This window comes from Rothia sp. HMSC072B03 (genome assembly GCF_001809565.1).
In the GTDB taxonomy this organism is placed as follows: Bacteria; Actinomycetota; Actinomycetes; order Actinomycetales; family Micrococcaceae; genus Rothia; species Rothia mucilaginosa_A.
Genome location: NZ_KV797970.1, coordinates 166,608 through 187,600 on the forward strand (window position 1 = coordinate 166,608; position 20,993 = coordinate 187,600).

14 protein-coding genes are annotated in these 20,993 nt (G+C 61.5%); 11 read left to right on the forward strand and 3 right to left on the reverse strand.

Annotation, left to right across the window (positions count from 1 at the left end; all coding sequences use genetic code 11):
* Positions 1-364 precede the first annotated feature (364 nt).
* The 7 genes from HMPREF2630_RS07360 (at position 365) to HMPREF2630_RS07390 (ending at position 13,095) form a co-directional block, all read left to right on the forward strand.
* Positions 365-1,936, forward strand: coding sequence for a cytochrome ubiquinol oxidase subunit I (locus HMPREF2630_RS07360; protein WP_049343116.1), 1,572 nt, complete (start codon positions 365-367; stop codon positions 1,934-1,936).
* Positions 1,937-1,957: 21 nt separating this feature from the next.
* Positions 1,958-3,028 carry a cytochrome d ubiquinol oxidase subunit II gene (gene cydB, locus HMPREF2630_RS07365; RefSeq protein WP_049343115.1) on the forward strand — a complete coding sequence of 357 codons (1,071 nt, stop codon included), beginning with the start codon at positions 1,958-1,960 and terminating at the stop codon, positions 3,026-3,028.
* A 206-nt stretch (positions 3,029-3,234) separates the two neighbouring features.
* The gene (locus HMPREF2630_RS07370; RefSeq protein WP_070484203.1) at positions 3,235-4,164 is read left to right on the forward strand and encodes a multidrug transporter; all 930 of its coding nucleotides are present in this window, start codon (positions 3,235-3,237) and stop codon (positions 4,162-4,164) included.
* 97 nt (positions 4,165-4,261) lie between these two features.
* Positions 4,262-5,389 carry an efflux RND transporter periplasmic adaptor subunit gene (locus HMPREF2630_RS07375; protein WP_049343113.1) on the forward strand — a complete coding sequence of 376 codons (1,128 nt, stop codon included), beginning with the start codon at positions 4,262-4,264 and terminating at the stop codon, positions 5,387-5,389.
* Positions 5,386-7,596, forward strand: a complete 2,211-nt coding sequence (locus tag HMPREF2630_RS07380) for an ABC transporter ATP-binding protein/permease (RefSeq protein WP_070484207.1) — start codon at positions 5,386-5,388, stop codon at positions 7,594-7,596. The genes HMPREF2630_RS07375 and HMPREF2630_RS07380 overlap by 4 nt, the downstream gene beginning before the upstream one ends.
* Positions 7,597-7,780: 184 nt before the next feature.
* Complete coding sequence (locus HMPREF2630_RS07385) at positions 7,781-11,752, forward strand: thiol reductant ABC exporter subunit CydD/CydC (protein ID WP_246822768.1); 3,972 nt, start codon at positions 7,781-7,783, stop codon at positions 11,750-11,752.
* 467 nt (positions 11,753-12,219) lie between these two features.
* Entirely contained in the window at positions 12,220-13,095 is an 876-nt protein-coding gene (locus HMPREF2630_RS07390) for an aminoglycoside phosphotransferase family protein (RefSeq protein WP_070484213.1), read from the forward strand.
* Positions 13,096-13,264: 169 nt separating this feature from the next.
* On the opposite strand, the gene HMPREF2630_RS08970 is transcribed toward HMPREF2630_RS07390, so the two are convergent.
* Positions 13,265-13,408 (reverse strand): helix-turn-helix domain-containing protein, encoded by a 144-nt coding sequence (locus tag HMPREF2630_RS08970; RefSeq protein WP_210389024.1) that lies wholly within the window; start codon positions 13,406-13,408, stop codon positions 13,265-13,267.
* Between the two features lie 145 nt (positions 13,409-13,553).
* Positions 13,554-16,079, reverse strand: coding sequence for a DNA gyrase/topoisomerase IV subunit A (locus HMPREF2630_RS07395; RefSeq protein ID WP_070484216.1), 2,526 nt, complete (start codon positions 16,077-16,079; stop codon positions 13,554-13,556).
* 286 nt (positions 16,080-16,365) lie between these two features.
* Between HMPREF2630_RS07395 and HMPREF2630_RS07400 the strand changes: the two genes are divergently transcribed.
* Both HMPREF2630_RS07400 and HMPREF2630_RS07405 read left to right on the forward strand, forming a co-directional pair.
* Positions 16,366-16,959, forward strand: coding sequence for a DUF5998 family protein (locus HMPREF2630_RS07400; RefSeq protein WP_049350301.1), 594 nt, complete (start codon positions 16,366-16,368; stop codon positions 16,957-16,959).
* 115 nt (positions 16,960-17,074) lie between these two features.
* Positions 17,075-18,340, forward strand: a complete 1,266-nt coding sequence (locus HMPREF2630_RS07405; protein WP_070484219.1) for an alkaline phosphatase family protein — start codon at positions 17,075-17,077, stop codon at positions 18,338-18,340.
* A 140-nt stretch (positions 18,341-18,480) separates the two neighbouring features.
* On the opposite strand, the gene sepH is transcribed toward HMPREF2630_RS07405, so the two are convergent.
* The gene (gene sepH / locus HMPREF2630_RS07410) at positions 18,481-19,653 is read right to left on the reverse strand and encodes a septation protein SepH (protein ID WP_210389025.1); all 1,173 of its coding nucleotides are present in this window, start codon (positions 19,651-19,653) and stop codon (positions 18,481-18,483) included.
* Positions 19,654-19,979: 326 nt separating this feature from the next.
* Between sepH and HMPREF2630_RS07415 the strand changes: the two genes are divergently transcribed.
* Both HMPREF2630_RS07415 and dut read left to right on the forward strand, forming a co-directional pair.
* Positions 19,980-20,279 (forward strand): DUF4193 domain-containing protein, encoded by a 300-nt coding sequence (locus HMPREF2630_RS07415; protein ID WP_005506382.1) that lies wholly within the window; start codon positions 19,980-19,982, stop codon positions 20,277-20,279.
* Positions 20,280-20,519: 240 nt separating this feature from the next.
* A complete protein-coding gene (dut, locus tag HMPREF2630_RS07420) occupies positions 20,520-20,966 on the forward strand; it encodes a dUTP diphosphatase (RefSeq protein WP_049354821.1) in 447 nt (148 codons plus the stop codon).
* Positions 20,967-20,993 lie beyond the last annotated feature (27 nt).

Consider the following 20,993-nt stretch of genomic DNA (forward strand, 5'->3'; position numbering starts at 1 on the left):
TTGGCACTGAATAACTATTGTGTCAGTTTCGATAAATCCGTCACCAAAATCTTGCAGACATCGCAATTTACTGCAAGGTTTGAGGGAGGGGTTGGAAAAGGCTTCCGTACTCCGGATGGTGACAGGCTGTTTCTAAACCGTCTCACCTCGGTATTTGCTGATAACGTGCGATGAACCTTTATCGAAACGTCAAACATTTAACGCCCAGTCGGCACACAGGTGCCTCACAGCCTTCAAAGAAAAACCTGTACCGTAGATGGGTGAGAGACACTGTGTCAGTAACTCTCGCACTCCCTTCACTGACGGGGGAGTGCCCGATTCTGGCGCACGCGCATATCAGTACACACATAGTAAGGACCTATCAATGGATCCCCTTGATTTTGGTAGGTGGCAGTTCGGTATCACCACCGTCTACCACTTCTTCATGGTTCCGCTGACCCTGGGTCTGGGCCTTGTAGTGACCTACCTGTACATTTGCTACGTTCGTACCAAGAAGGACGAATACAAGCGAATGACGAAGTTCTGGGGCAAGCTGTACCTCATTAACTTCGCCATGGGTGTGGCCACCGGTCTGGTTCAGGAGTTCCAGTTCGGTATGGCATGGAGTGAATACTCCCGCTTCGTGGGCGACGTCTTCGGCGCCCCGCTGGCTATGGAAGGCCTCTTCGCGTTCTTCGTCGAGTCGACCTTCCTGGGCCTGTGGATCTTCGGCTGGGATCGCCTCAAGCCCGCAGTCCACGCCTTCTCGCTGTTCATGGCTGTTCTTGGCTCCTGGATTTCCGCCTTCTTCATCCTGGTGGCAAACTCCTGGATGCAGCACCCCGTCGGCGCAGAAATGATTGACGGTCGTCCCCGTATGACCGACATCGGCGCCGTGCTGATGAACCCCACCGCATGGGTCACCTTCCCGCACGTCATCACCGCATCCATTCAGGTTGCCGGTGGCTTCCTGGTCGGTATCGCCTGGTACAAGCTGTGGCGCCGCCGCAAGGACGGCATTGACAAGGTCGTTGACGGCAAGGTTGTCGTTGGTGAGTCCGACAAGGGCGCACGCGACAAGAAGGACTTCCAGGTTTGGCTCAAGTCCCTGCGCCTGGGCGCAGTGGTGGGCCTCATCGGCTTCGCTGGTGTTGGCGCATCCGGCCACATGCAGGCACAGATGATGATTCACGAGCAGCCCATGAAGATGGCTGCCGCCGAGGCCGCCTGCCACGACGGTACCTCCTTCTCCGTGCTGACCGTTGGTGAGCTTGGCGCTCAGAGCTGCGACAAGATTCACACCATCATCGAGGTTCCCGGCGTGCTGTCCTTCCTGGCACACGACAACTTCAACACCCCGGTGAAGGGTATCCAGACCCTGGTTCCCGAGTACGAAGCTAAGTACGGCACCAACCTGCCCGATAACCCGCTCTACGGTGAGCGTGCAGGTCAGAAGATTGATTACCTGCCCTCCCTCGAGGTCTCCTACTGGGGCTTCCGCGGCATGATCGGTCTGGGCGCAGTCGTCGTTCCCTTCTACCTCTACGCACTGTGGGTTACCCGTAAGAAGGGCGTGGGCACCGTCCCCGAGTCCAAGCTGCTCAAGAACGTTGCCGTCTGGTCCATCCTGGCTCCCTTCTTCGCAATTGCACTGGGCTGGATCTTCACCGAAATGGGCCGTCAGCCCTTCGTGGTTGTCCCCAACCTTGAGGGCGATCCCGCAATCCGCCTGTACACCGCAGCAGCTATCTCCCCGGGTGTTTCCGGTGAAGAAATCCTCTTCTCCCTGCTCACCCTGGGCCTGCTCTACGGCGTGCTGATGGTGGTTGAGGTTTACCTGCTCATCAAGTACGTCAAGGCCGGTGTGGTTGCTGCAATGCCCGAGCTGGTTCAGTCGCACCACGAGGACGAGTCCAACGACAAGTCCAAGCGCGACGTGCTGGAGTTCGCCTACTAGGCGGGTAAGGATTGATTCACCATGAACTTTGATTTCAATATCTTTGCCGGTCAGCCTGGCCTGCCCACCCTCTGGTTTGTTGCCATTGGCGTCTTCCTCATCATGTACATGATCCTGGACGGTTTTGACCTGGGTGTCGGTATGCTGATGGGTTCCAAGTTCGCAAAGAACGAGAAGGAACGCCGTCTGCTGCTGAACATCATCGGCCCCGTCTGGGACGGTAACGAGGTGTGGATTGTGTCCGGTGGTGCTGCTATCTTCGCGGCATTCCCCATCTGGTACGCAGCCCTCTTCTCGGCTCTGTACATCCCCCTGACCCTCGCGCTGGTCTTCCTGATTCTGCGCGTGGTCGCAATTGAATACCGCGGTAAGAAGAACGACGAGAAGTGGATCCGTAACTGGAACATCGCTCTGTCCGTCTCCTCCTTCTTCATCGCTCTGCTCGTGGGCGCGCTGCTGGGCCTGACCTCCATGGGTCTGCCCATCAACGAGAACGGTGACCGCGTTGGCGGTGCCTTCGCCTGGATTTCTCTGCCCGTCCTGCTGGGCGGCCTGGGCTTCGTGGGCTTCGCTCTGGTTCAGGGTCTTGCCTTCGTCGCTCTGAAGACCGACGGCGATATCCGCGACCGTGCCCGCAACACCCTGGTGCGCTGGGCTCCCGTCCTGCTGCTGCCGATCGTCGCATGGGTTCTGACCCTGGACTTCACCAGCGGTAACGGCATCTCCTGGCTGTGCACCATCCTGGCTGTTGTTGCCGTTCTGATTGCTTGGGTCTCCGCTAAGGGCGGCCGCGAGGGTCGCGCTTTCGCCGGCCTGTCCGTGTTCGTCGCACTGGGCGCACTGGCAATCTTCACCGCAATGTACCCGAACGTGCTGCCCTCCACCCTGGACCCGGCATACTCGCTCACCATTGCGAACGCATCCAGCTCCGAGTACACCCTGGGCGTTATGACCTTCGTGACCTGCCTTGGTCTGCCGGTCGTGTTCGTCTACCAGGCTTGGACCTACTGGGTCTTCCGTAAGCGTCTGCACGTGGATCACATCCCCGAGGCTCACGACGCTACCGAACTGGCTGAACTGCCGACCAAGTAGCATGTAGCTGATTGAAAATCCCCCGGATTTCTCTTGCGAGAAGTTCGGGGGATTTTTTGTATTTGCGGGGAGAACACGGATCCAAGGTAGGTGAGAAGAGAATTCATAAAAATTTTTGGTGCACACCCCCCCCCGAAATTCGAGCGCGACAGGGAGCGGAACGTGTAATGTGGTGAGCAACTCACTCCTATGAAAGGTGTTCAACGATGAAATCTCTCAACCGCCGCACCGCCGCTCCTCGTACCGGCACGAGCCGCCGCCTGCTCGCCACGGGTGCCCTGCTCTGTGTCGGCATCATGCCCCTGAGTGCTTGCTCGCTCTTCAACCCGCCGCTGGAACGCGACGAAAGCGTCCACGCCATCTTTGACGCGGAGCAGGACATCGTGAAGATGCCCCTGGACGATTACACCTACTACGAGCGCACTCACTACGAATACACGGCCTTTCAGATTGCTATGAAGCAGTGCTTTGCCGAACACGGGCAGAACTACACCATCCAGGCTCCCTACTCTGAGGGTGCGCCCCGCGGCGAGATGGGGCGAAAGTACGGTCCCTGGAATGTCGAGTACGCCCAGAAGTACGGTTTTCAGAAGCGAGACCCCAACAACGCAGCCGCCCCCATCTCCTATAACTCGGGGGAGAGCATGAGCCCCGAGGACAAGCTTCGCACCGAATGCTACCCCAAGGCCCGCGAGACCCTGGAGGCCGCGGTGCCCGAAGGTAAGAGGCCCGAGAATGAAGGGCAGTCCACAAACAGTCGTATCTCTACCGAGGCGGGTAACGCTGTGTACGGTAGCAAACTGCACCGCGAGCTCGAAGAGAAGTGGAAGCAGTGCGTCTCAGACCGCGGCCTCACCCCTCGCTCGGCAGGCTCCGTCGCCGAGGAAACCCCGCTGGCTGAGCAGCTGAGCAAGAACGACGGATTCAACAAGCCCGCCTCCGAAGAAGAGATTCGCATCGCCACCATCCAGGCCGAATGTAACCAGCAGGTCGGCATGAGCAAGCAGCTCTACGACCTGGAGGCACAGTATCAGATGCCGCTCATCCGCAAGTACCAGTCGCAGCTTGAGCAGGACCGCAAAGCAGAACGTGAGCGTGACGAGAAGTTCAAGCAGTACGTTCTGGAGCACCAGTAAACCGGGGCACTAAAAGACAGCGCACCGAAAGACGGCGCTAAGAAATAGGCAGCGCAGAGAAATAGACAGCGCTGACACAGTTCAGAAAGACACCGCCATGACCACTCACACGAAAAACCAAAACAGCGGGCACCGCTTCAGCGAACGCATCGCCCGACCCCGCGTGCTCCTGCTGCTGGCTATCCTCGCCATCGGCTCGCTCATGCTGTCCTTCTACCTGGGCACCCGCTACGCCGCCACGGGCCCCGACCCGGCCGTGCAGGCGAAAACCGTGATTCCGGTCTGGGCGAAGGTCGAAGAACGAACCGTCAGCGAGGGCCTCGCCATTGCCGGAACCACCAAGGCTGGGGAGACCGCCCCGATTAGCGCGCGCACCAACGGTGAGCCGGTGCTCGTCTACCAGAACCAGAAGCCCGGTAACGTGCTCAAGGCCGGTGACTTCATCGGCATCATTGGCGCCGACCCCGTCTTCGTGCTGGAGGGGCCGCTGCCGCTGTATCGCGACCTCAACCTGGGCGATAACGGCGACGACGTGCTCGCCTTCCAGAAGGCGCTGAACTCCGCCGGGTACTCCACCGTGCAGAGCGGCACCGTCACCGAAGACACCCTCGACGCCGTCACGCGCCTGCACCGCGCGCACCTGACCGGCGTGCCCAGCGAGGGTGTCACCACCATTGCCCGAAGCAACTACGCGATTCTGCCCGGCGGTAGCCACACCGTCACCGCCGTTGCCGCGGTGGGCCAGCTCATCAGCGACGGCAACCCCATCGCGAGCGTAGAAACCAGCGAACCCTACGTGGAATCCAGCGTTGAACTCGCCGTCGCCAACAAGCTCAAGGTGGGCGACCGCGTTAGCCTGCGCACCTCTACCGGCAGCGTGGAGGGAACCATCACCAGCATTGGTGAGCTGCAGAACGACCCCTCCAAGGGCGCGGCGAAGAGCGTGCGATTCAGCGCCGACGACCCGAGCAAGCTCACGCCGGGCCAGAGCGCATCCATCACCAGTAAGGGCAACACCTCAACCACCCTCGCCGTGCCGACTACCGCGGTACGCCAGGACTCCCAGGGCACCTACGTGCTGGTTGAAAAGGGCGGAAGCTCCACCTCGACCAGCAAGGATGCGCCCGCTACCGAACGAGTCAACGTTGAGGTTCTGCGCACCGCCGGCGGATACGCCGCAATCAACGCGAACCTCAGCACGGGACAGAAGGTGCTTGTCTCATGAGCCGCCGTAAGAGAACCCCAGACGCAAGCCCGGGACGTGCGCCTACAGTTGCGCCCAACGTAGCGTCCGCCGCTACACCTGCCGCCGGGCTCGGTACCGCGCCCGCTATCGAAATGCACGGCATTACCCGTGTTTTCGAGGGGAGCGAACGAGCAGTCCTCGATCGTCTCGACCTGGTGGTCGAACGCGGCGAATTCCTCGCCATTATTGGTCCGTCGGGCTCCGGTAAATCCACCCTGCTCAACGCCATTGGCCTGCTCGACACTCCCACCAGCGGAACCTACAGCCTCTTCGGCAAAAACACGGAAGGACTCAGCGACAGAGAACGCGACGAAATGCGCCGAGACCACCTCGGCTTCATCTTCCAATCCTCAAACATGCTGCTGGACGAAACCAGCACGACCAACGCCTCTATGGGTCTGCGCGTGCAGGGCGTACCCTACAGCGAGCGCCTGCAACGCACCGAAGAAACCCTAGAATTTCTGGGGTTGAGCGACCGCGCCAGCATCCGTACCCGCTACCTTTCCGGCGGCGAGAAGCAGCGCTGCGCCATTGCTCGTGCCCTCGCCACGCGCCCGCCGCTGATTCTTGCCGACGAGCCGACCGGCAACCTGGACAGCCACAATAGCGCCAAGGTCATTGAGATTCTTCAGCGCATTAACGCGACCGGCTGTACCGTGCTGGTGATTACCCACGACCCGGAGGTTGCCGCCGCCGCCCGCCGCGTGATCCGCATTGAGGATGGGCGGCTGCACGAGCAGAGCCGCGCCGACTTGGCTACGGTGCCGGTCGCTGAGGTGGTTCCGGTCGCGCAGGATAGCCCGGTAGATGCCTCCGCCAGCCTTGCACCGGGGGAGAAGCCCGCTACGCATCGCCGCGGAAGCTTTCTCACCGACGACAGCATCGAGGCAATCTCGGCGCTCACCTCACGACCGCTACGCACCCTGCTGCTGGGCCTGTCCTTCGCGCTGGGCGTGGGCGGACTCATCAGCGCCTCCGGCATGAGCGAATCCGCCAGCTACCAGGTGAACCAGCGCCTGCTCGGATCCGAACAATCCACGCTCTACATCAGCGACAGGGACAATGACCAGAACATGCTCGGAACCTACCGGCAGGGCGAATCCGCGCAGAACGTTGCCGATCGCATCACCGCGCTGGACTACGTGAAGAACACCGGGTTCGTCAGTAGCGTGGCGCCCGCCGACGTGCGAATCACCCGGTTCAGCCCCTACGAGGACGAACCCAAAACCGCGATTGGCCTCAGCTCCACCTCGAAGACCCGGCTCGAGCAAATCGGTGCCCGCATGAACCCCGAAACCCTGCGTGCGCTCGAACAGATGAACTCGACCCTCACCCAGCAGAACGTTGCTGACCGTGAACGCGCCGAGCATCTCTCCGGCGCTATCGTCTCGGTCTCCGCTGCCCGTGCCCTCGGCATTATTCCCGAAGATAAGGCTGCAGATAACGCCACAACCGAGCCCCGCCCCGGCGAGCTACCCGCCGTCGAGTACGGCATTAAGCTCGGCGGGCTGCCGCAGGTGGCACCCGGTGTGAGCATCTGGGTGGAAGGTCAGCTGATGCCGGTCGTCGGCCTTTTCGACCCCGGCAATAGCGGCTACGAATTCAGGAACACGGTCATTGTCTCGCCGGGCACACTTCAGCGCACCGGACGCGGCCAGGTGACCTACATTGCCGAAACCGAACGAGGCTACGGCAAGGCGGTCGCCAAGGCGATTCCGCTGACCCTCAAGCCCGCTGAACCCAGCCAAATCAACGTGGAAACCCCCTCCGACCTGCAGAGCCTGCGCGCATCCATCGCCTCGGACCTGGGCCTGTACGTGGGTGTGCTCTCCGGTATTCTGCTGGTGCTCGCCTCCCTCTCAGCGGCAACCGCAATGTACCTGTCCGTGCAATCGCGCACCGCAGAGATTGCGCTGCGCCGCGCCATCGGATCGAGTAAATGGCTGATTGCCCGCATCTTCCTCATGGAAGGCGTCATGCTCGGTGTGCTCGGCGGCTCCATCGGCGCCTGCTCCGGCATGATTGCGACGATTATTCTTTCGCTCGTGCAGGGCTGGCAGGCGGTTCTCTCACCCGGATTCGTGGTGCTCGGCGTGGGCGTTGGCGCCCTTACCGGTCTGGTGTCTTCGGCGTACCCGGCGTGGGTGGCATCCCGCAAGAGCCCCGCCGACGCGATGCGCGGCTAGAACTAGCGCGGGGTGAGGGACAGCCAATTACCCGAAACCTGACTGGTCAAATAGGTATTAGATAGCCCAAACCTTAAAATAAGGGGAGGTAAAAACACCAGAGACTAGGTCAAAGGACAAAATCGTGAGCCGAACGCACACACCGCGCCACGCTGACAAACATCAGAACACAGAGGCACCAGAGGTGGCCGAAGGAAAGCGCAACGACCGCGCTGACCGTCGCCCGCCTCTGGGCCCTGACGCCCGTAAAACCCTCAGCACGTTCGGCATCATCACCGCCGTGCACACCCTCGCGACGGTGCTTTTCAGTGCCGCCCTGGCTGTGATTATTGCCCGCGCGGCACACGCCGGATTCGCCGCTGTTGCCGCCGAACACGCGCGCCTCAAAGAGACCAGCGCGCCAGACGTGTACCGCGCCTACGTTGAGTTCGCCGGCTCCGCGCAGGCACAGCTGGAGGCACACGGCGGCTGGCTGCTCGGCCTCGGTGGGCTCTTCGGCGACGCAGACACCATTACCCCCGGCCTGATTGCGGTCGCCGTGGCTGCCCTGCTTGTCCGCTCGGGTACCGACTACCTGCTGGCTGTGAGCGCGCAGCGTGCCGCCTCCGGAGCGAAGTCTCAGATTCGTTCCGCCCTGCTCAAGCGCGTGCTCGCCACCGGTGGCGCAGACATCCCCGAAGGTACCGGCGCGACCGCTGTGTTGCTGTCCCGCGGCCTGAACGCCCTGGATGACTACTACACGAAGACCCTGACCGCGTTCGTGTCCACCGCGATTGTGCCGTTCATCCTCTGGGTTGTTGTGGCGGCCCTAGACTGGATGAGCGCCATGGTGCTTGCCTGCACCTTGCCGCTTATTCCGGTGTTCATGATCCTGATTGGTAAGAACACCCGCGACGAAACCGCAGAAGCTCAGGCTGAACTGCACCGCCTCTCCGACCATATTCTGGAGCTGGTGCGCGGCCTGCCCGTCATTATCGGTCTGGGCCGTGAACGTGCACAGACCCGCTCCATGAACGCCCTCGGTCAGCGTTACCGTGAACGCACCATGCAGACCCTGCGTAGCGCCTTCATGTCTTCGCTCGCCCTGGAGCTCATCACCACCATTTCGGTGGCGCTGATTGCTGTGCTGATTGGTGTGCGCCTGGTCAACGGCACCCTGGGCCTGGACACCGCAATTCTCGTGCTGCTGCTGGCCCCCGAATGCTACCAGCCGCTGCGTGATGTGGGTGCCGCCTACCACCAGTCGGAGGACGGCGTTGCCGCCCTGCGTAGCGCCCAGAAGATTATTGATGCGCCCCTGCCTGCCGCCGCTGCGGACTCGACTGCAACTGAGCGTGAAGAGGCTCAGCCTTCCACCATCGCTGTTGAGGACCTGTCGGTGAGCTACCCGGCGCGTCCTGCCGTGCTGACTAACCTGTCGTTGAACCTGGACCGTCGCGTTGCCACCGGCAACGATGAGCGCGGCGCGGTTATCGGCGTGATGGGTGAGTCCGGTTGCGGTAAGTCCACCCTGCTGAACGTGTTCTCCGGTGCCGTGCGTGAGGGTCTGGTGCCCACCGGCTCGGAGGAACCCGTGCACCTGAGCGGTAGTGTGACCGGTCTGGGAACCACTCTGGTTATTCCGCAGTCGCCGGTCTTCACCGCGCCGACCGTGCAGACCGAAATGGCTCTCTACGCGCTGAGCGCTACCGAGGCGGAGCGTGAGCGAGCATCCGCTCTGCTCGGTGAAGCGATGGACTCCAAGAAGCTGTCCGCCACCGATGCCGAGTCCGCGCTGCTGGTTGGCCCGCTGGCTCAGCTGGGCATGCAGAAGCTGACCGCCCTTGAACCCGGTGCCCTCAGCGCAGGTCAGGCGCGCCGCCTCGCCGTGGCACGTACCCTGGCTCGTGCCGAGGCTATCTACCGTGCCGGCGGTGAGCAGACCGTGCTGACCGTCCTGGTGGATGAGCCGACCGCGCACCTGGACGCCTACTCGGCATACCTGGTGACCCGCGCCCTGCACCGCCTGGCGGAACTTGGCGCAACCGTGCTGATTGTGACCCACGAGCAGGAGCTCGCCGCTGGCTGCGACACCCTCGTTCGTGCTGTGCAGACCGCCCAGGGCTACACCTGGACCGCCGAGGCGAACACCGCCCGCGTTGCGGTTCCCGCGCAAGCCCCCGCGCACCTGCTCAAGGACCGGGAAGAGTACGAGGCAGAAAGCACCGCCCCGGCGGGCGCCTCCGCTACTGCCGAGGCCGAGGAAACCGAGCCTGCCGGCCTGTTCGCAAGCCTGCGCACCCTGAAGGAACTGACAGGTATTGGTGTTCGCGCTGCAACCGGCCCGGTGATCATGGCTGCGATTACTTCCCTGATGGCTGCGGCACTGACCGCGCTGTCCGGCTGGCTGATTGTTCGCGCCGCCGAGGGCCCGGCAATGATGTACCTGATGGTCGCCATTGTGGGTGTGCGTTTCTTCGGTCTGGGTCGTGCCTGCGCCCGCTACGCTGAGCGTCTGATGACCCACTCGAAGGTTCTTGCCGCCGCAAATATTCTGCGTCTGCGCGCCTGGGTTGGCGCATGGCAGAGCGTGAGCAGCGTGCGTGCCCTGCTGCGTGGTGACGCGCTGCTCGAACGCCTCGTGGGCGGTATTGATGAGCTGCGTGACGGCGTGCCGCGCGTTATTATTCCGCCGGCTGCGCACCTGCTGGTCATGACCGCGGCGCTGATTACGACCGCGTGCATTCTGCCGCAGGCTCTGATTCCGGTTCTGCTTGCCGTGCTGGTTAGCACTTTTGTGGCTCCGTGGATTGTGCTTCGCGCCGATGCTCGTGCGGAGGCGCTGGCTCGCCGCTCCACCGCGCAGATGCTGCGCCTGGGTACCGGCATGCTCTCGGCAGCCGAGGATCTGCGCGCTAACGGTGTGGCAACCACCGCTGAGAAGGCTAACGGCGCCCTGGACGCCGAGAACCTGTCCGCCCTGCAGAAGGGCTCGACCGCTCAGGGCGTGGGTCGTACCCTCGTGACCCTCAGCTGGTTCGGTGCGGCTCTGGCGAGCGCAGTCATTGCGTACCCGCTGGCTGTTGACGGTACCGTGCGTGCCCCCGAAGCGGCGATTGTGGTGCTGCTGTGCACCGGCATGCTGGAAAGCTCCCTAGGTCATGTTGAGGCGGTCCGCTCCTGGCCCGCGTTCAGTCGTCTGCTCGCGACGATTGCCCCGAGCGTGCGCGACGTATCCCTGGAGGGCATTGTTGCCGTCTCGACCCTGAAGCGTTCCGTGCCGACCGAGGCTGAGGTGGACACCCACGTTCTGCCGCGTCGTGTTGAGCGTCTGCGTGCCCGCGCGGAGGCCGAGATGGAGGAGCTGCTGGAAGCAGACCGTCAGCGTGCTCACCGCTTTGACCGCCCCGAATCTGCAACTGATTCTAAGGCTGGCGCTCAGTCGGATTCTAAGGCTGTGCGCCCGCCGAAGCCCGGCGAACCCACCCTGGTCAGCTGCGGTACCCCGCAGGAACTCGGCGTGAAGGTCACCGACCCCGCCCTGAGTCTGCAGGACGCTGCCGCCCGCTGGCCCGGCATGGATCACCCGGTCTTCACCGACCTGAACATGAACGCCCGCGCGGGCTCCTGGACTGCGGTGACCGGCCCCTCCGGTTCCGGTAAGTCTACGGTGCTCGCAACCGTTCTGGGCTTCTTGCCGCTGGAGTCCGGCCGCGTGCTGGCTTCCGGTGAGGTCCTGGAGGGCGAGCAGCTGCGCGGCTACGCGGCGTGGTGCCCGCAGGCGGCTCACATTTTCGAGTCGACCCTTGAGGGTAACCTGATGCTGGCTCGTGACCGTTCGGATCGCCCGAGCGAGGAAGAGCTGATTGAGGTTCTGCGCCGTGTGGGTCTGGGCGAGTGGTTTGACGCTCTGCCTCAGGGCCTGCGCACTCCGGTGGGTGCTGGCGGTTCCTTCCTGTCGGGTGGTCAGCGTCAGCGTCTGGCGGTGGCTCGTGCCCTGCTGGTGAACTCGCCGGTGCTGTTGCTGGATGAGCCGACCGCGCACCTGGACGCTGAGTCTGCCCGCGCGCTGATGGCTGACTTGGATGCGGCGACTCGCTCTAGCTCCGTGGCTACGGTTCTGGTGTCGCACCGTCCTGAGGATATTGCCCGCTGCGATGAGGTGGTTCGCCTCTAAACGCCCCTGACGGTATGCACGACGTGCGGATTGCACATGAAGAAAGGCCCCGGTACATGATGTACCGGGGTCTTTCTGTGCGTTCATATCTCTGCGCGGATCGCTGTGATTAACAGCATGTACTCCGCCTCCAAGAGCGCCATGGAGTTGTACTCGGGCGCTGGCCTATTCTCCGTGCCGATTGCCCGCGCCGTCGGCACGTCGTGACGCTCGAGGGCGACGAGGGTGCCGTGCGTGATGCCGGTGAGAACCTCGCAGCCTTCGACTGGATGGACGCCGTTCGCCGGAAACGTTGATCGTGAGGGGGTCGTCGACCTGTCGGGCCAGCTGGGTGCCGTGCCGGAGGTTGTATACTTCGAGGAACGAGGCTACGAGGCACAATACGTGCAACCCGTGGAGTAGACGAACTGGATATGTTACTAGTGAAAACTGCAAGAATTGTTGTGAAATGAATAGGAGAGGGCTTGATGGAGATTATTAGTAAAGTAGCCATAAATAAAGGCTGGTCAGATGATAAAAAATATTGTGTTATTGACAAGAATCAACAAAAATTTTTCCTGCGTGTTTCTGAGAAGGAAAAGTTGGATTCTAAGAAATTTGAATTTTATATGATGGAGAAAGTAGCTTCTCTTGGAGTTCCGATGTGTAAACCAATTAGCATTGAACTCTGCGGTGACGAGGTGCATTCTATGCATGAATGGATAGACGGAAAAGATGCAAGAGAAACCATTTTAACTTATTCGAAAGAACAACAATACACTTACGGAGTAGAAGCAGGAAGTATGCTTCGAAAAATTCATTCACTCCCTGTAATAGAAGTTTGTGAAGATTGGGAAAGTTTTTATAATCGAAAAATTGATGACAAAATCTCAAAATATAAAAAATGTCCCATTCAATATGAAAATGGTCAGATTTTTCTTGATTTTTTAAATGCAAATCGAGAATGGCTAAAAGATAGACCTCAGGTTTTCCAGCATGGAGATTATCATATCGGGAATTTCATGATTGGTGAAGATTGTAAAATTTATGTCATTGACTTTGATCGATTTGATCTTGGGGACCCTTGGGAGGAGTTCAATCGTATTGTGTGGTCCGCTCAAGTCTCTCCCTCTTTTGCATCCGGTATGGTAGATGGGTATTTTGATGGCAAGGTTCCAGATTTATTTTGGAAACTTCTTGCCATTTACATTCTAAATAACATAGTTGGAGCTCTACCCTGGGCTCTACCTTATGGAATTGAAGAAATAGCAGTAATGCAAAATCAAGCTAAGGAAGTTTTAGAATGGTATGATGATTTGAAGCAAATCATCCCTAGTTGGTACTTGAACAAGATGACTGAATAATATAAAGGTTAAAATATCAATTTGAAAAAATGTCAAGATTGTTTGCCTATATTATATTGAATTCAATTCTTTATTAATACCTATCGAAAATTATCTTGAAACTTGGAATTTTGTTTCGGAGTCGGGTTACATGAAAGAATATATTTTAAATTTAGAAAAAGAATTCTCTTTACTGGTGGCGGGCGATTTCACGGCACACCACCGAGGGGCTACGCCCAATCGAGTGGGCGATACGCACCTGAGACAAGCCAGCCTCCAACCCCACCATAATCGCCGCGCGATCCTCAACACTTAGCATCCGACGACAGCTCACAATCAGCCCCTCCAGCAGCACTGCTACCGCACAAATTGCTCTATGACACTGTCCCACATAAAAGCCGGGGGTGAAGACACACACAACGTGTCTTCGCCCCCGGCTTCGTTAACAACCTAAGGTCAAAAGGCCGTGAACGGCGCGCTTAGAAGAGCTTTTCACCCTCCGGGCTAACCGCCATCGCAGCAGAAACAGCCGCATAGTTCGGGCCCACAATGCCGATGCTCTGAGTGAGCATCACACCGGAACCATCACGGGCACCGTGCTCAGTCGGCAGGGAACGAGCCACACCGCCGGAGGACGCCGCCTTCGCCGGGCCCGCGCCCACCCACGCCAGAGCCAGCTGGCTCTCACCGGTGAGGAATCGGTGCGCACGCACACCGCCGGTCGCGCGGCCCTTCTGCGGGTACTCGCTCAGGGCGGTGACCTTGGCGCTCGCCAGGCCGTCCTTACCGTTGGTGACGGTCACGACCTCCGCCGCGTCGCCGGGCGCGGTCACACCCAGGGCGATGAGGCGGTCGCCGTCGGTAAGCTTGATGCCCGCGATACCGCCTCCGGTGCGTCCCTGCGGGCGGACCTTCGCCGCGTCGAAGGTCAGCAGCTTCGCGTCGCGGGTGACGAAGGTGAGCACCGCATCGTCGGTGGGGCAGGGGGCGGCGGCTACGATTTCGTCGCCGTCCTTGAGCTTCATGATGTCCCACTCGGTCTGGTTCAGCAGATAATCCGGGTTGAGGCGCTTGATCACGCCGCCCGCGGTTGCCAGCGCCAGCACCGTGTTTAGCGGTACGAGGGCGACCAGCTTCTCACCCTTGGCGAGCTGAACCAGCTCGGCAGCCTTCACCGCCGATGCCATGGAGGGGGTACCTCCGTTCTCGTCCAGCACCGCAATGTCCATGACGGACAGGCGCACCATGCGTCCTGCGGAGGTCACGGCACCAATCTCGCCGCGCGCGGTGGTCGGCACAATCGAGGTGAACACGTCGTGCTTGAAACGCTTGCCGGGATCCACGAGTGCCTCGCGGATGGGCTTGCCGGGGGTGCGTCCCATCATGCCGGAGGCCGAAAGCAGCACCCAGCAGGGATCGTCCGCGATTTCGAGGGCGAGGCCCAGGCTCTTCTTCGCCTTGGACTGCGCGGTGACCGCCTCAATGGCGACCTGCATCTCGTCCTTGGTTTTGAGCTGGGTGCGGCGGTCGGTGCCGTAGCGTTCGGCGACCTCTGCGAGCTCCTCGGAGACCAGTTCGCGCAGTGCCGCATCGGAGCCGAGGATACGCTGCAATTCCGCAATTTCCTGCTGCAGGGTGTCGCGTTCTGCCTCGAGTTCCAGGCGGGAGTACTTGGTGAGCTGGCGCAGGCGCAGCTCCAGGATATGGTTCGCCTGGGTGTCTGTCAGGTCGAAGACGGCCTTCAGCTTTTCGCGTGCCTGAGCGGTCTCGTCAGACTCACGGATAATCTGGATGACCTCGTCAATGTCGAGGATCGCCACGAGCAGGCCCTCCACCAGGTGCAGGCGGTCGGTGCGCTTGCCCAGGCGGAATTCGGTGCGGCGGCGGACCACGTTCAGGCGGTGGTCAATGTACACGCGCATCAGGTCGAGCAGGCCGAGGGTCTGCGGCTGACCGTCCACGAGCGCCACGTTGTTGATACCGAAGGAGTCCTCAAGCGGAGTGTGCTTGTAGAGGGCGGCGAGCACCGCCTCCGGGTTAAAGCCGTTCTTGATTTCGATGATGAGGCGCAGGCCGTGGGTGCGGTCGGTCAGGTCGACCACGTCGGAGATGCCGGTGAGCTTCTTGGAGTTGACGCCGTCCTTGATCTTTTCGATGACCTTTTCGGGGCCGACCATGTACGGCAGTTCGGTGACGACGATGCCCTGCTTGCGGGGGCTGACCTGCTCGATGGAGACCTTCGCGCGGGTCTTGAAGGTGCCGCGGCCGGTTTCGTAGGCGTCACGGATGCCTCCCAGACCCACGATGGTGCCGCCGGTGGGCAGGTCGGGGCCGGGGATGAACTTCATGATGTCTTTGAGGCTCGCCTCGGGGTGAGCGATGAGGTGGCGGGTACCGGCGATGACCTCGCGCAGGTTGTGCGGCGCCATGTTGGTTGCCATGCCGACCGCGATGCCGGTGGTGCCGTTGACGAGCAGGTTCGGGAACGCTGCGGGCAGCACGGAGGGCTGCATGAACTGGTTGTCGTAGTTCGGTACGAAGTCAACCACGTCTTCTTCGAGGTCTGCGGTGAGTGCCTGCGCGGCGGGTGCCATGCGTGCTTCGGTGTATCGGGCGGCTGCCGGGCCGTCGTCGAGGGAGCCGAAGTTACCGTGACCGTCAACGAGGGGCAGACGCAGCGCGAAGGGCTGGGCGAGGCGCACCATGGCGTCGTAGATGGCGGCGTCGCCGTGCGGGTGGAGCTTACCCATGACCTCGCCGGTCACGCGGGCGCTCTTGACGTGGCCCTTGTCGGGGCGCAGACCCATCTGCTGCATCATGTAGAGGATGCGGCGCTGCACGGGCTTGAGGCCGTCGCGGGCGTCGGGGAGGGCGCGCGAATAAATCACCGAGTAGGAGTATTCCAGGAAGCTGGTTTCCATCTCGGCGGATACGTCGATGTCGACGATATTCTCTACCACATCCACCGGGTAGTCGCTGACGGCGGATTTGGATCGGCGAGCCATATATCTCCTCGTGTCGGTGTGTTTTCGCTCCTCCTATTTTAGCGGGTGGTAGCGGATGAGACGGGCTGGCTGGTCAGCGTCACCTGTGGGGTGCGCCAAGCCGGTCGCGGGCCAGTAACCGAAGCGTACCGGGGGAGCGCACGCCGTCATATGAGCCTGTATTAGCGTGGTCAAGTAGCACAGCCCGGCTGGAACCCTCTAAGGTAGAGGGTAGTAATACCTAACCGCCTTCATTGTGTGCGCCGACCGACGTCGCCTCATGAGGGCACCGCACGAAAGAGGTACGATGTACGCCACCACCCCCGAACGCGAGCAACTGGTCGCAGACATTAAGCATGCCGGTTTCTACCCCGACCTCGTGCTGGAAGTGGTGGATGACGCGCTAGCGGGCATGAACCCGGACGCGCACTTCGTACAGCATGAAACCCACTTCTCACGCGATGATTTTCACCGCCACATCACCGTGATGGTGCTCTGCGGTGAGCACGTTATCTTTGCGCACCTGGACGACCAGCACCTTGAAGGTGACGCGCAGGGTACCGTGGCGCACGTGAGCGTGGAGGCGGTGCACCTGAGCGCCCTGAACGCGGTCACCATCAGCTACGGTTTCAGCCAGCCGCAGGCGTATAACCCCGGTAGCACCGCCCCGACTGAGATTTCCTTCCAGATTGCCTGGACCGGTTCGCTGCACATGGAGTTGGCTCCTGCCGGTTGCCAGGATCCGCAGTGCAATGCCGACCACGGCTTCACGGGCGATGCGCGCCGTGAGGATATTGCGGTGCGTGTTTCTGCGACCGCTGACGGCCCGGAGTCGGTTCAGCGTGCGCAGCATTTTGCCCGTGCTCTGCACCGTGCCCGCATGTACGCAACCCGCCGATAAGCACCACCGATAAGCACCGGTGGTAGCGCTCGCCGCACAATAACAGCCCGCACAGTATAAATCCCTCGCGGCGCCCCGTACTTTCACACACCCGCCACACCCCTGAGAGGACCTTATGACGGTACAGACCACCCTGCACGATGTTCTGGGCGCGCCGTTGCCTCCCGCGCCCGCCTACGGCAGCAATAGCATCGCCGATGTGCTGGAGTCCGCCTCCTCTCTGGTGGCTCAGCGAAGCTTGGCGCGCCCCGCGCACGCCCTGGATTCTGACCCGGCGTTCCACGCTGTTGCCGACCCGCTGAACCTTGCCGGCCGCCTCGCGGAGCAGGACGTTGATCCGGCGTCGTTCCGCCACGCCTGCGTGATCATGGTGGACGGCCTGGGCGAGCAGCTGCTCAACAGCTACGGCGGCTACGCGCCCGCCCTGCGTAAGACCCTGAACCTGGGCCCGCTGGACGCCGCGTTCCCCACCACGACCGCCGCCTCCCTGACCTCGTTGGGCACCGGCACGGCACCCGGCGCGCACGGCATTGCCGGCTACGAGGTGCGCAACCCGGCAGGTAATGGGGGAGCGGGCTCGGTCATGAACCACCTGTCCGGCTGGGATCAGACGGTGGACCCGCACGCCTGGCAGCCGCTGCCGACCGTGCTGGAACGCCACCATACGAACCGCCGCGTGCTCACCATTTCGCTGGGTAAGTACCGCGGTACCGGCCTGACGGAGGCGGCGCTGCGCGGCGGCGACTTCGTGGATGCTGTCGGCTATAACGCCCGCGTCACTTACGCCCTGGAGGCGCTCTCCAGCCGCACCCCGACCACCGTGTACCTGTACTGGGGCGAGATTGACGCGGCGGGCCACCGCTACGGTGTGGGCAGCGACAAATGGCTGCAGCAGCTGGAGGAACTGAACTCGGCGCTGAAGCGTCTGGCGGAGCGCGCCCCAGCGTGGGCGGCACTCTTCGTCACCGCCGATCACGGCATGGTGAACGTGCCCGCACACCATCGCATCGACTACTCTGGCGTGGAGGAGCTGACCCGCAATATCGCCATGACCGCCGGTGAACCGCGCGCCGTGCACCTGTACCTCGAAGACACCTCGGAGGCGGCACGCACCGCCACCGCTCAGCGTTGGGCGCAGTACTGGGGCGAGCGCGCCTGGGTGATTGACTCTCGCGAGCTGATGCGTGCCGGCTACTTCGGCCCGGTCATCACGGATGCGGCGCGCGGCCGTATTGGCGACCTGATGGTGTGCGCTCGCGATGACTGGGCGCTGTACGATATGCGCCACTACCAGGAGCGTGCCCTGCACATGGTTGGTCAGCACGGTTCGCTCACGGACGCTGAGCGTCTGGTGCCGTTGCGCATGCTCAAGACCTTCTAAGATTCGGAAGAGCCCCGCTCAGCGGATACAGGCTGAGAAGATAGAAAAGCCGCCGGTTATTCACGCGAATAACCGGCGGCTTTCGTATGTCTAGATGCTCTCGTCTTGATGCCTCTATCGGGCGGCGCGAGGGCGGTCGCTTACTTGCGGCCGCCGAAGATGATGTCGTCCCAAGCGGGAACGCTCACGCGCTGCTTCTTCGAGGAAGACTTGGGCTTCTCCGATGCGGGAGCTTCAGCAGCTTCTGCGGGTGCGGATTCAGCCGGTGCTTCAGCAGGCTCTTCGGCGGGTGCGTGCTCGCTGTAATCTTCCGGTGCCGGATGCGCCGCGGGGGTGTGTGCGGCGGGTGCACCGGTCAGCGGGCCGCGGGCAGATGCAGCCTCGGCGGGCGCTTCAGTAGCGGGTGCTGCGGGTGCCGCAGGCTCTGCAACCGGTGCGGGTTCTTCAGCCTTCGGAGCTTCTGCCGGTGCAGCAGCTTCGGGTGCCTCAGCGGGCTGAGCGGACTCGCGGTGCACGAACACCTCGGGCTCCTCAACCTGCGCCGGGCGCACCGAGCGGGCGCGCTCCAAAAGCTCCTTGAGCTTACGCTCATCAGCGCTCTCAGAGGAAGTAAGGGGTGCCGGTGCGGGCTCGGGTGCCTTCGGCAGGCGGGCGGGAGGAACCTCCACGGGAGCCTTCTTCGCGGCGGCGGCAACAGCGTCCTCACTATTGCCCATCAGGAAGTACGCCGCCTCATTCGAAGCGTACAGGCCCTGGTTTGCCGGGTTGTACACCCAACGTGCGGGGAAGACGACCTGCGCGGGCAGGTTCTGACGCACCGAATCCTTCAGCGCAATATCAACCTCAACGCGCCACTGGCCGTTCTCCTGCTGGCGGGTGGTCCAGTCCTGGGTTGCGTCCTCAAAACCGTAACGCTCGGAGACTTCCTCAATGCGGGCGCTCAGGGTCACGGGAATCTGTGCGGTACCCGAAGCGGAGCTGCGGCGACCAATCTTCACGCTCTGAGCGGCACGAATAATGTGGGCACGCTCAGCAACGATCGGCCACTCGTAGCGGCGCACGCGCTCCGGCTCCCAACCGGACTCTTCAGCGATTTCCTCAACGGAGGCACCCTGACGGAAACGGGTCTGAATATCGCGCGGACCGTAGGTGCCCTTAGCGCCCAGACCGCGGGCGGGCTGAATACGGCGAGCCTTGGTGATGCTCGTGCGCAGGTTCGCGTCAATCGGCAGCAAGAAGCGGGTGCCGTCAGCAGACTCAAGCACCAGATTTTCGCCGTCATCGTGAACGCCAATCAGACGCAGTTCAAGCATGAGAACCTCCATAGGTGAACCGGACGCGTTCGTGAATGTGTTGCACGGAACGCAAACTACCTTCCAGGGTACCGTGAAAGCGCGGTAAATCAGTAGCGGAGGCGGGATTTTCCCCAAAAAAAGATGTACTTTTCGGACCGAAAAAGCTAGAATGTGACGCCTAAACCGTCCAAAGCCTACCCAGGATTAGACAAATAGGGTGCCAATGGTGAACAATACCTGGCATGCCGTCGGGGTTAAATCCTCACCAGCGGCACCTAGAGCACTCATTAAACCAGCGTGGCCTAGTTCAACACACAGCCACAGAACCAACGGAGCGTGAAAGTTTGGCAACTGATTACGATGCACCTCGCAAGCAGGACGAAGAGCAGAACGAAGAGTCCTACGAGGAGCTGAACGCCCGCCGTTCCGAGATGCAGTCCGGTGCGGTGGACGAAGACGAAAACAGCGCAGCAGAAAGCTTCGAGCTGCCCGGTGCTGACCTCTCCAACGAGGAGCTGAACGTTGTTGTTCTGCCCGCTCAGGACGACGAGTTCACCTGCGCATCCTGCTTCCTGGTGCGCCACCGCTCGCAGATTGCACGCGAAGAGGGCGGCCTGTCCTACTGCATCGAGTGCGAGGGCTAAAACTTTAGGGAAGGGCTAACACCCACCCGACATACACCTCATGACGGGGCGAGTGCCGAGTGCACCCGCCCCGTTGAGTATGTGAAAGCCGCGCACGCAAGAACAGCGCCGCGTCGCACCCAACACGGCACGCCGCGGCACGCGCTGAACGCGAACACGCAACGAAAACACCCCGCAGTAGAGCCTCAACACAGCGCGAGGTGATGGCACAGACACCCGCGAAAGGTTAGAGTATTGACCATGATGACCCCCGTAAACGTCCACATTAAGCTGCTCGACCCCGAGCTGCCCGCACCCGCCTACGCAAAGCCCGGCGACGCCGGCGCTGACCTGCGCTCCCGTATCGACTTCGAACTGGAACCGGGCGAACGCGCCCTCGTACCCACCGGCGTGGCAATCGCCCTGCCCGAAGGTTACGTTGGCCTGGTGCACCCGCGCTCCGGCCTGGCAACCAAGAACGGTATCACCATTGTGAACGCACCCGGCACCGTTGATTCCGGCTACCGCGGCGAGCTGATGGTCACCCTGCTCAACACTGACAAGACCAAGTCCTTCCACGTGCAGCGCGGCGACCGTATCGCCCAGCTGATCATTCAGAAGTACGAGCACGCAACCTTTACCGTGGTGGACGAACTGGATCAGACCGAACGCGGCTCCAGCGGCTTCGGTTCCAGCGGAATCCACTAGTCTGCTCTCACCGCGAAAACCGCACGA

What these genes read in the sequence shown, in the direction of transcription:
- HMPREF2630_RS07360 (WP_049343116.1), top strand. Translation starts at nt 365, where the DNA reads ATGGATCCCCTTGATTTTGGTAGGTGGCAGTTCGGTATCACCACCGTC.
- cydB (WP_049343115.1), top strand. Translation starts at nt 1,958, where the DNA reads ATGAACTTTGATTTCAATATCTTTGCCGGTCAGCCTGGCCTGCCCACC.
- HMPREF2630_RS07370 (WP_070484203.1), top strand. Translation starts at nt 3,235, where the DNA reads ATGAAATCTCTCAACCGCCGCACCGCCGCTCCTCGTACCGGCACGAGC.
- HMPREF2630_RS07375 (WP_049343113.1), top strand. Translation starts at nt 4,262, where the DNA reads ATGACCACTCACACGAAAAACCAAAACAGCGGGCACCGCTTCAGCGAA.
- HMPREF2630_RS07380 (WP_070484207.1), top strand. Translation starts at nt 5,386, where the DNA reads ATGAGCCGCCGTAAGAGAACCCCAGACGCAAGCCCGGGACGTGCGCCT.
- HMPREF2630_RS07390 (WP_070484213.1), top strand. Translation starts at nt 12,220, where the DNA reads ATGGAGATTATTAGTAAAGTAGCCATAAATAAAGGCTGGTCAGATGAT.
- HMPREF2630_RS07395 (WP_070484216.1), bottom strand. Translation starts at nt 16,079, where the DNA reads ATGGCTCGCCGATCCAAATCCGCCGTCAGCGACTACCCGGTGGATGTG.
- HMPREF2630_RS07400 (WP_049350301.1), top strand. Translation starts at nt 16,366, where the DNA reads ATGTACGCCACCACCCCCGAACGCGAGCAACTGGTCGCAGACATTAAG.
- HMPREF2630_RS07405 (WP_070484219.1), top strand. Translation starts at nt 17,075, where the DNA reads ATGACGGTACAGACCACCCTGCACGATGTTCTGGGCGCGCCGTTGCCT.
- sepH (WP_210389025.1), bottom strand. Translation starts at nt 19,653, where the DNA reads ATGCTTGAACTGCGTCTGATTGGCGTTCACGATGACGGCGAAAATCTG.
- dut (WP_049354821.1), top strand. Translation starts at nt 20,520, where the DNA reads ATGATGACCCCCGTAAACGTCCACATTAAGCTGCTCGACCCCGAGCTG.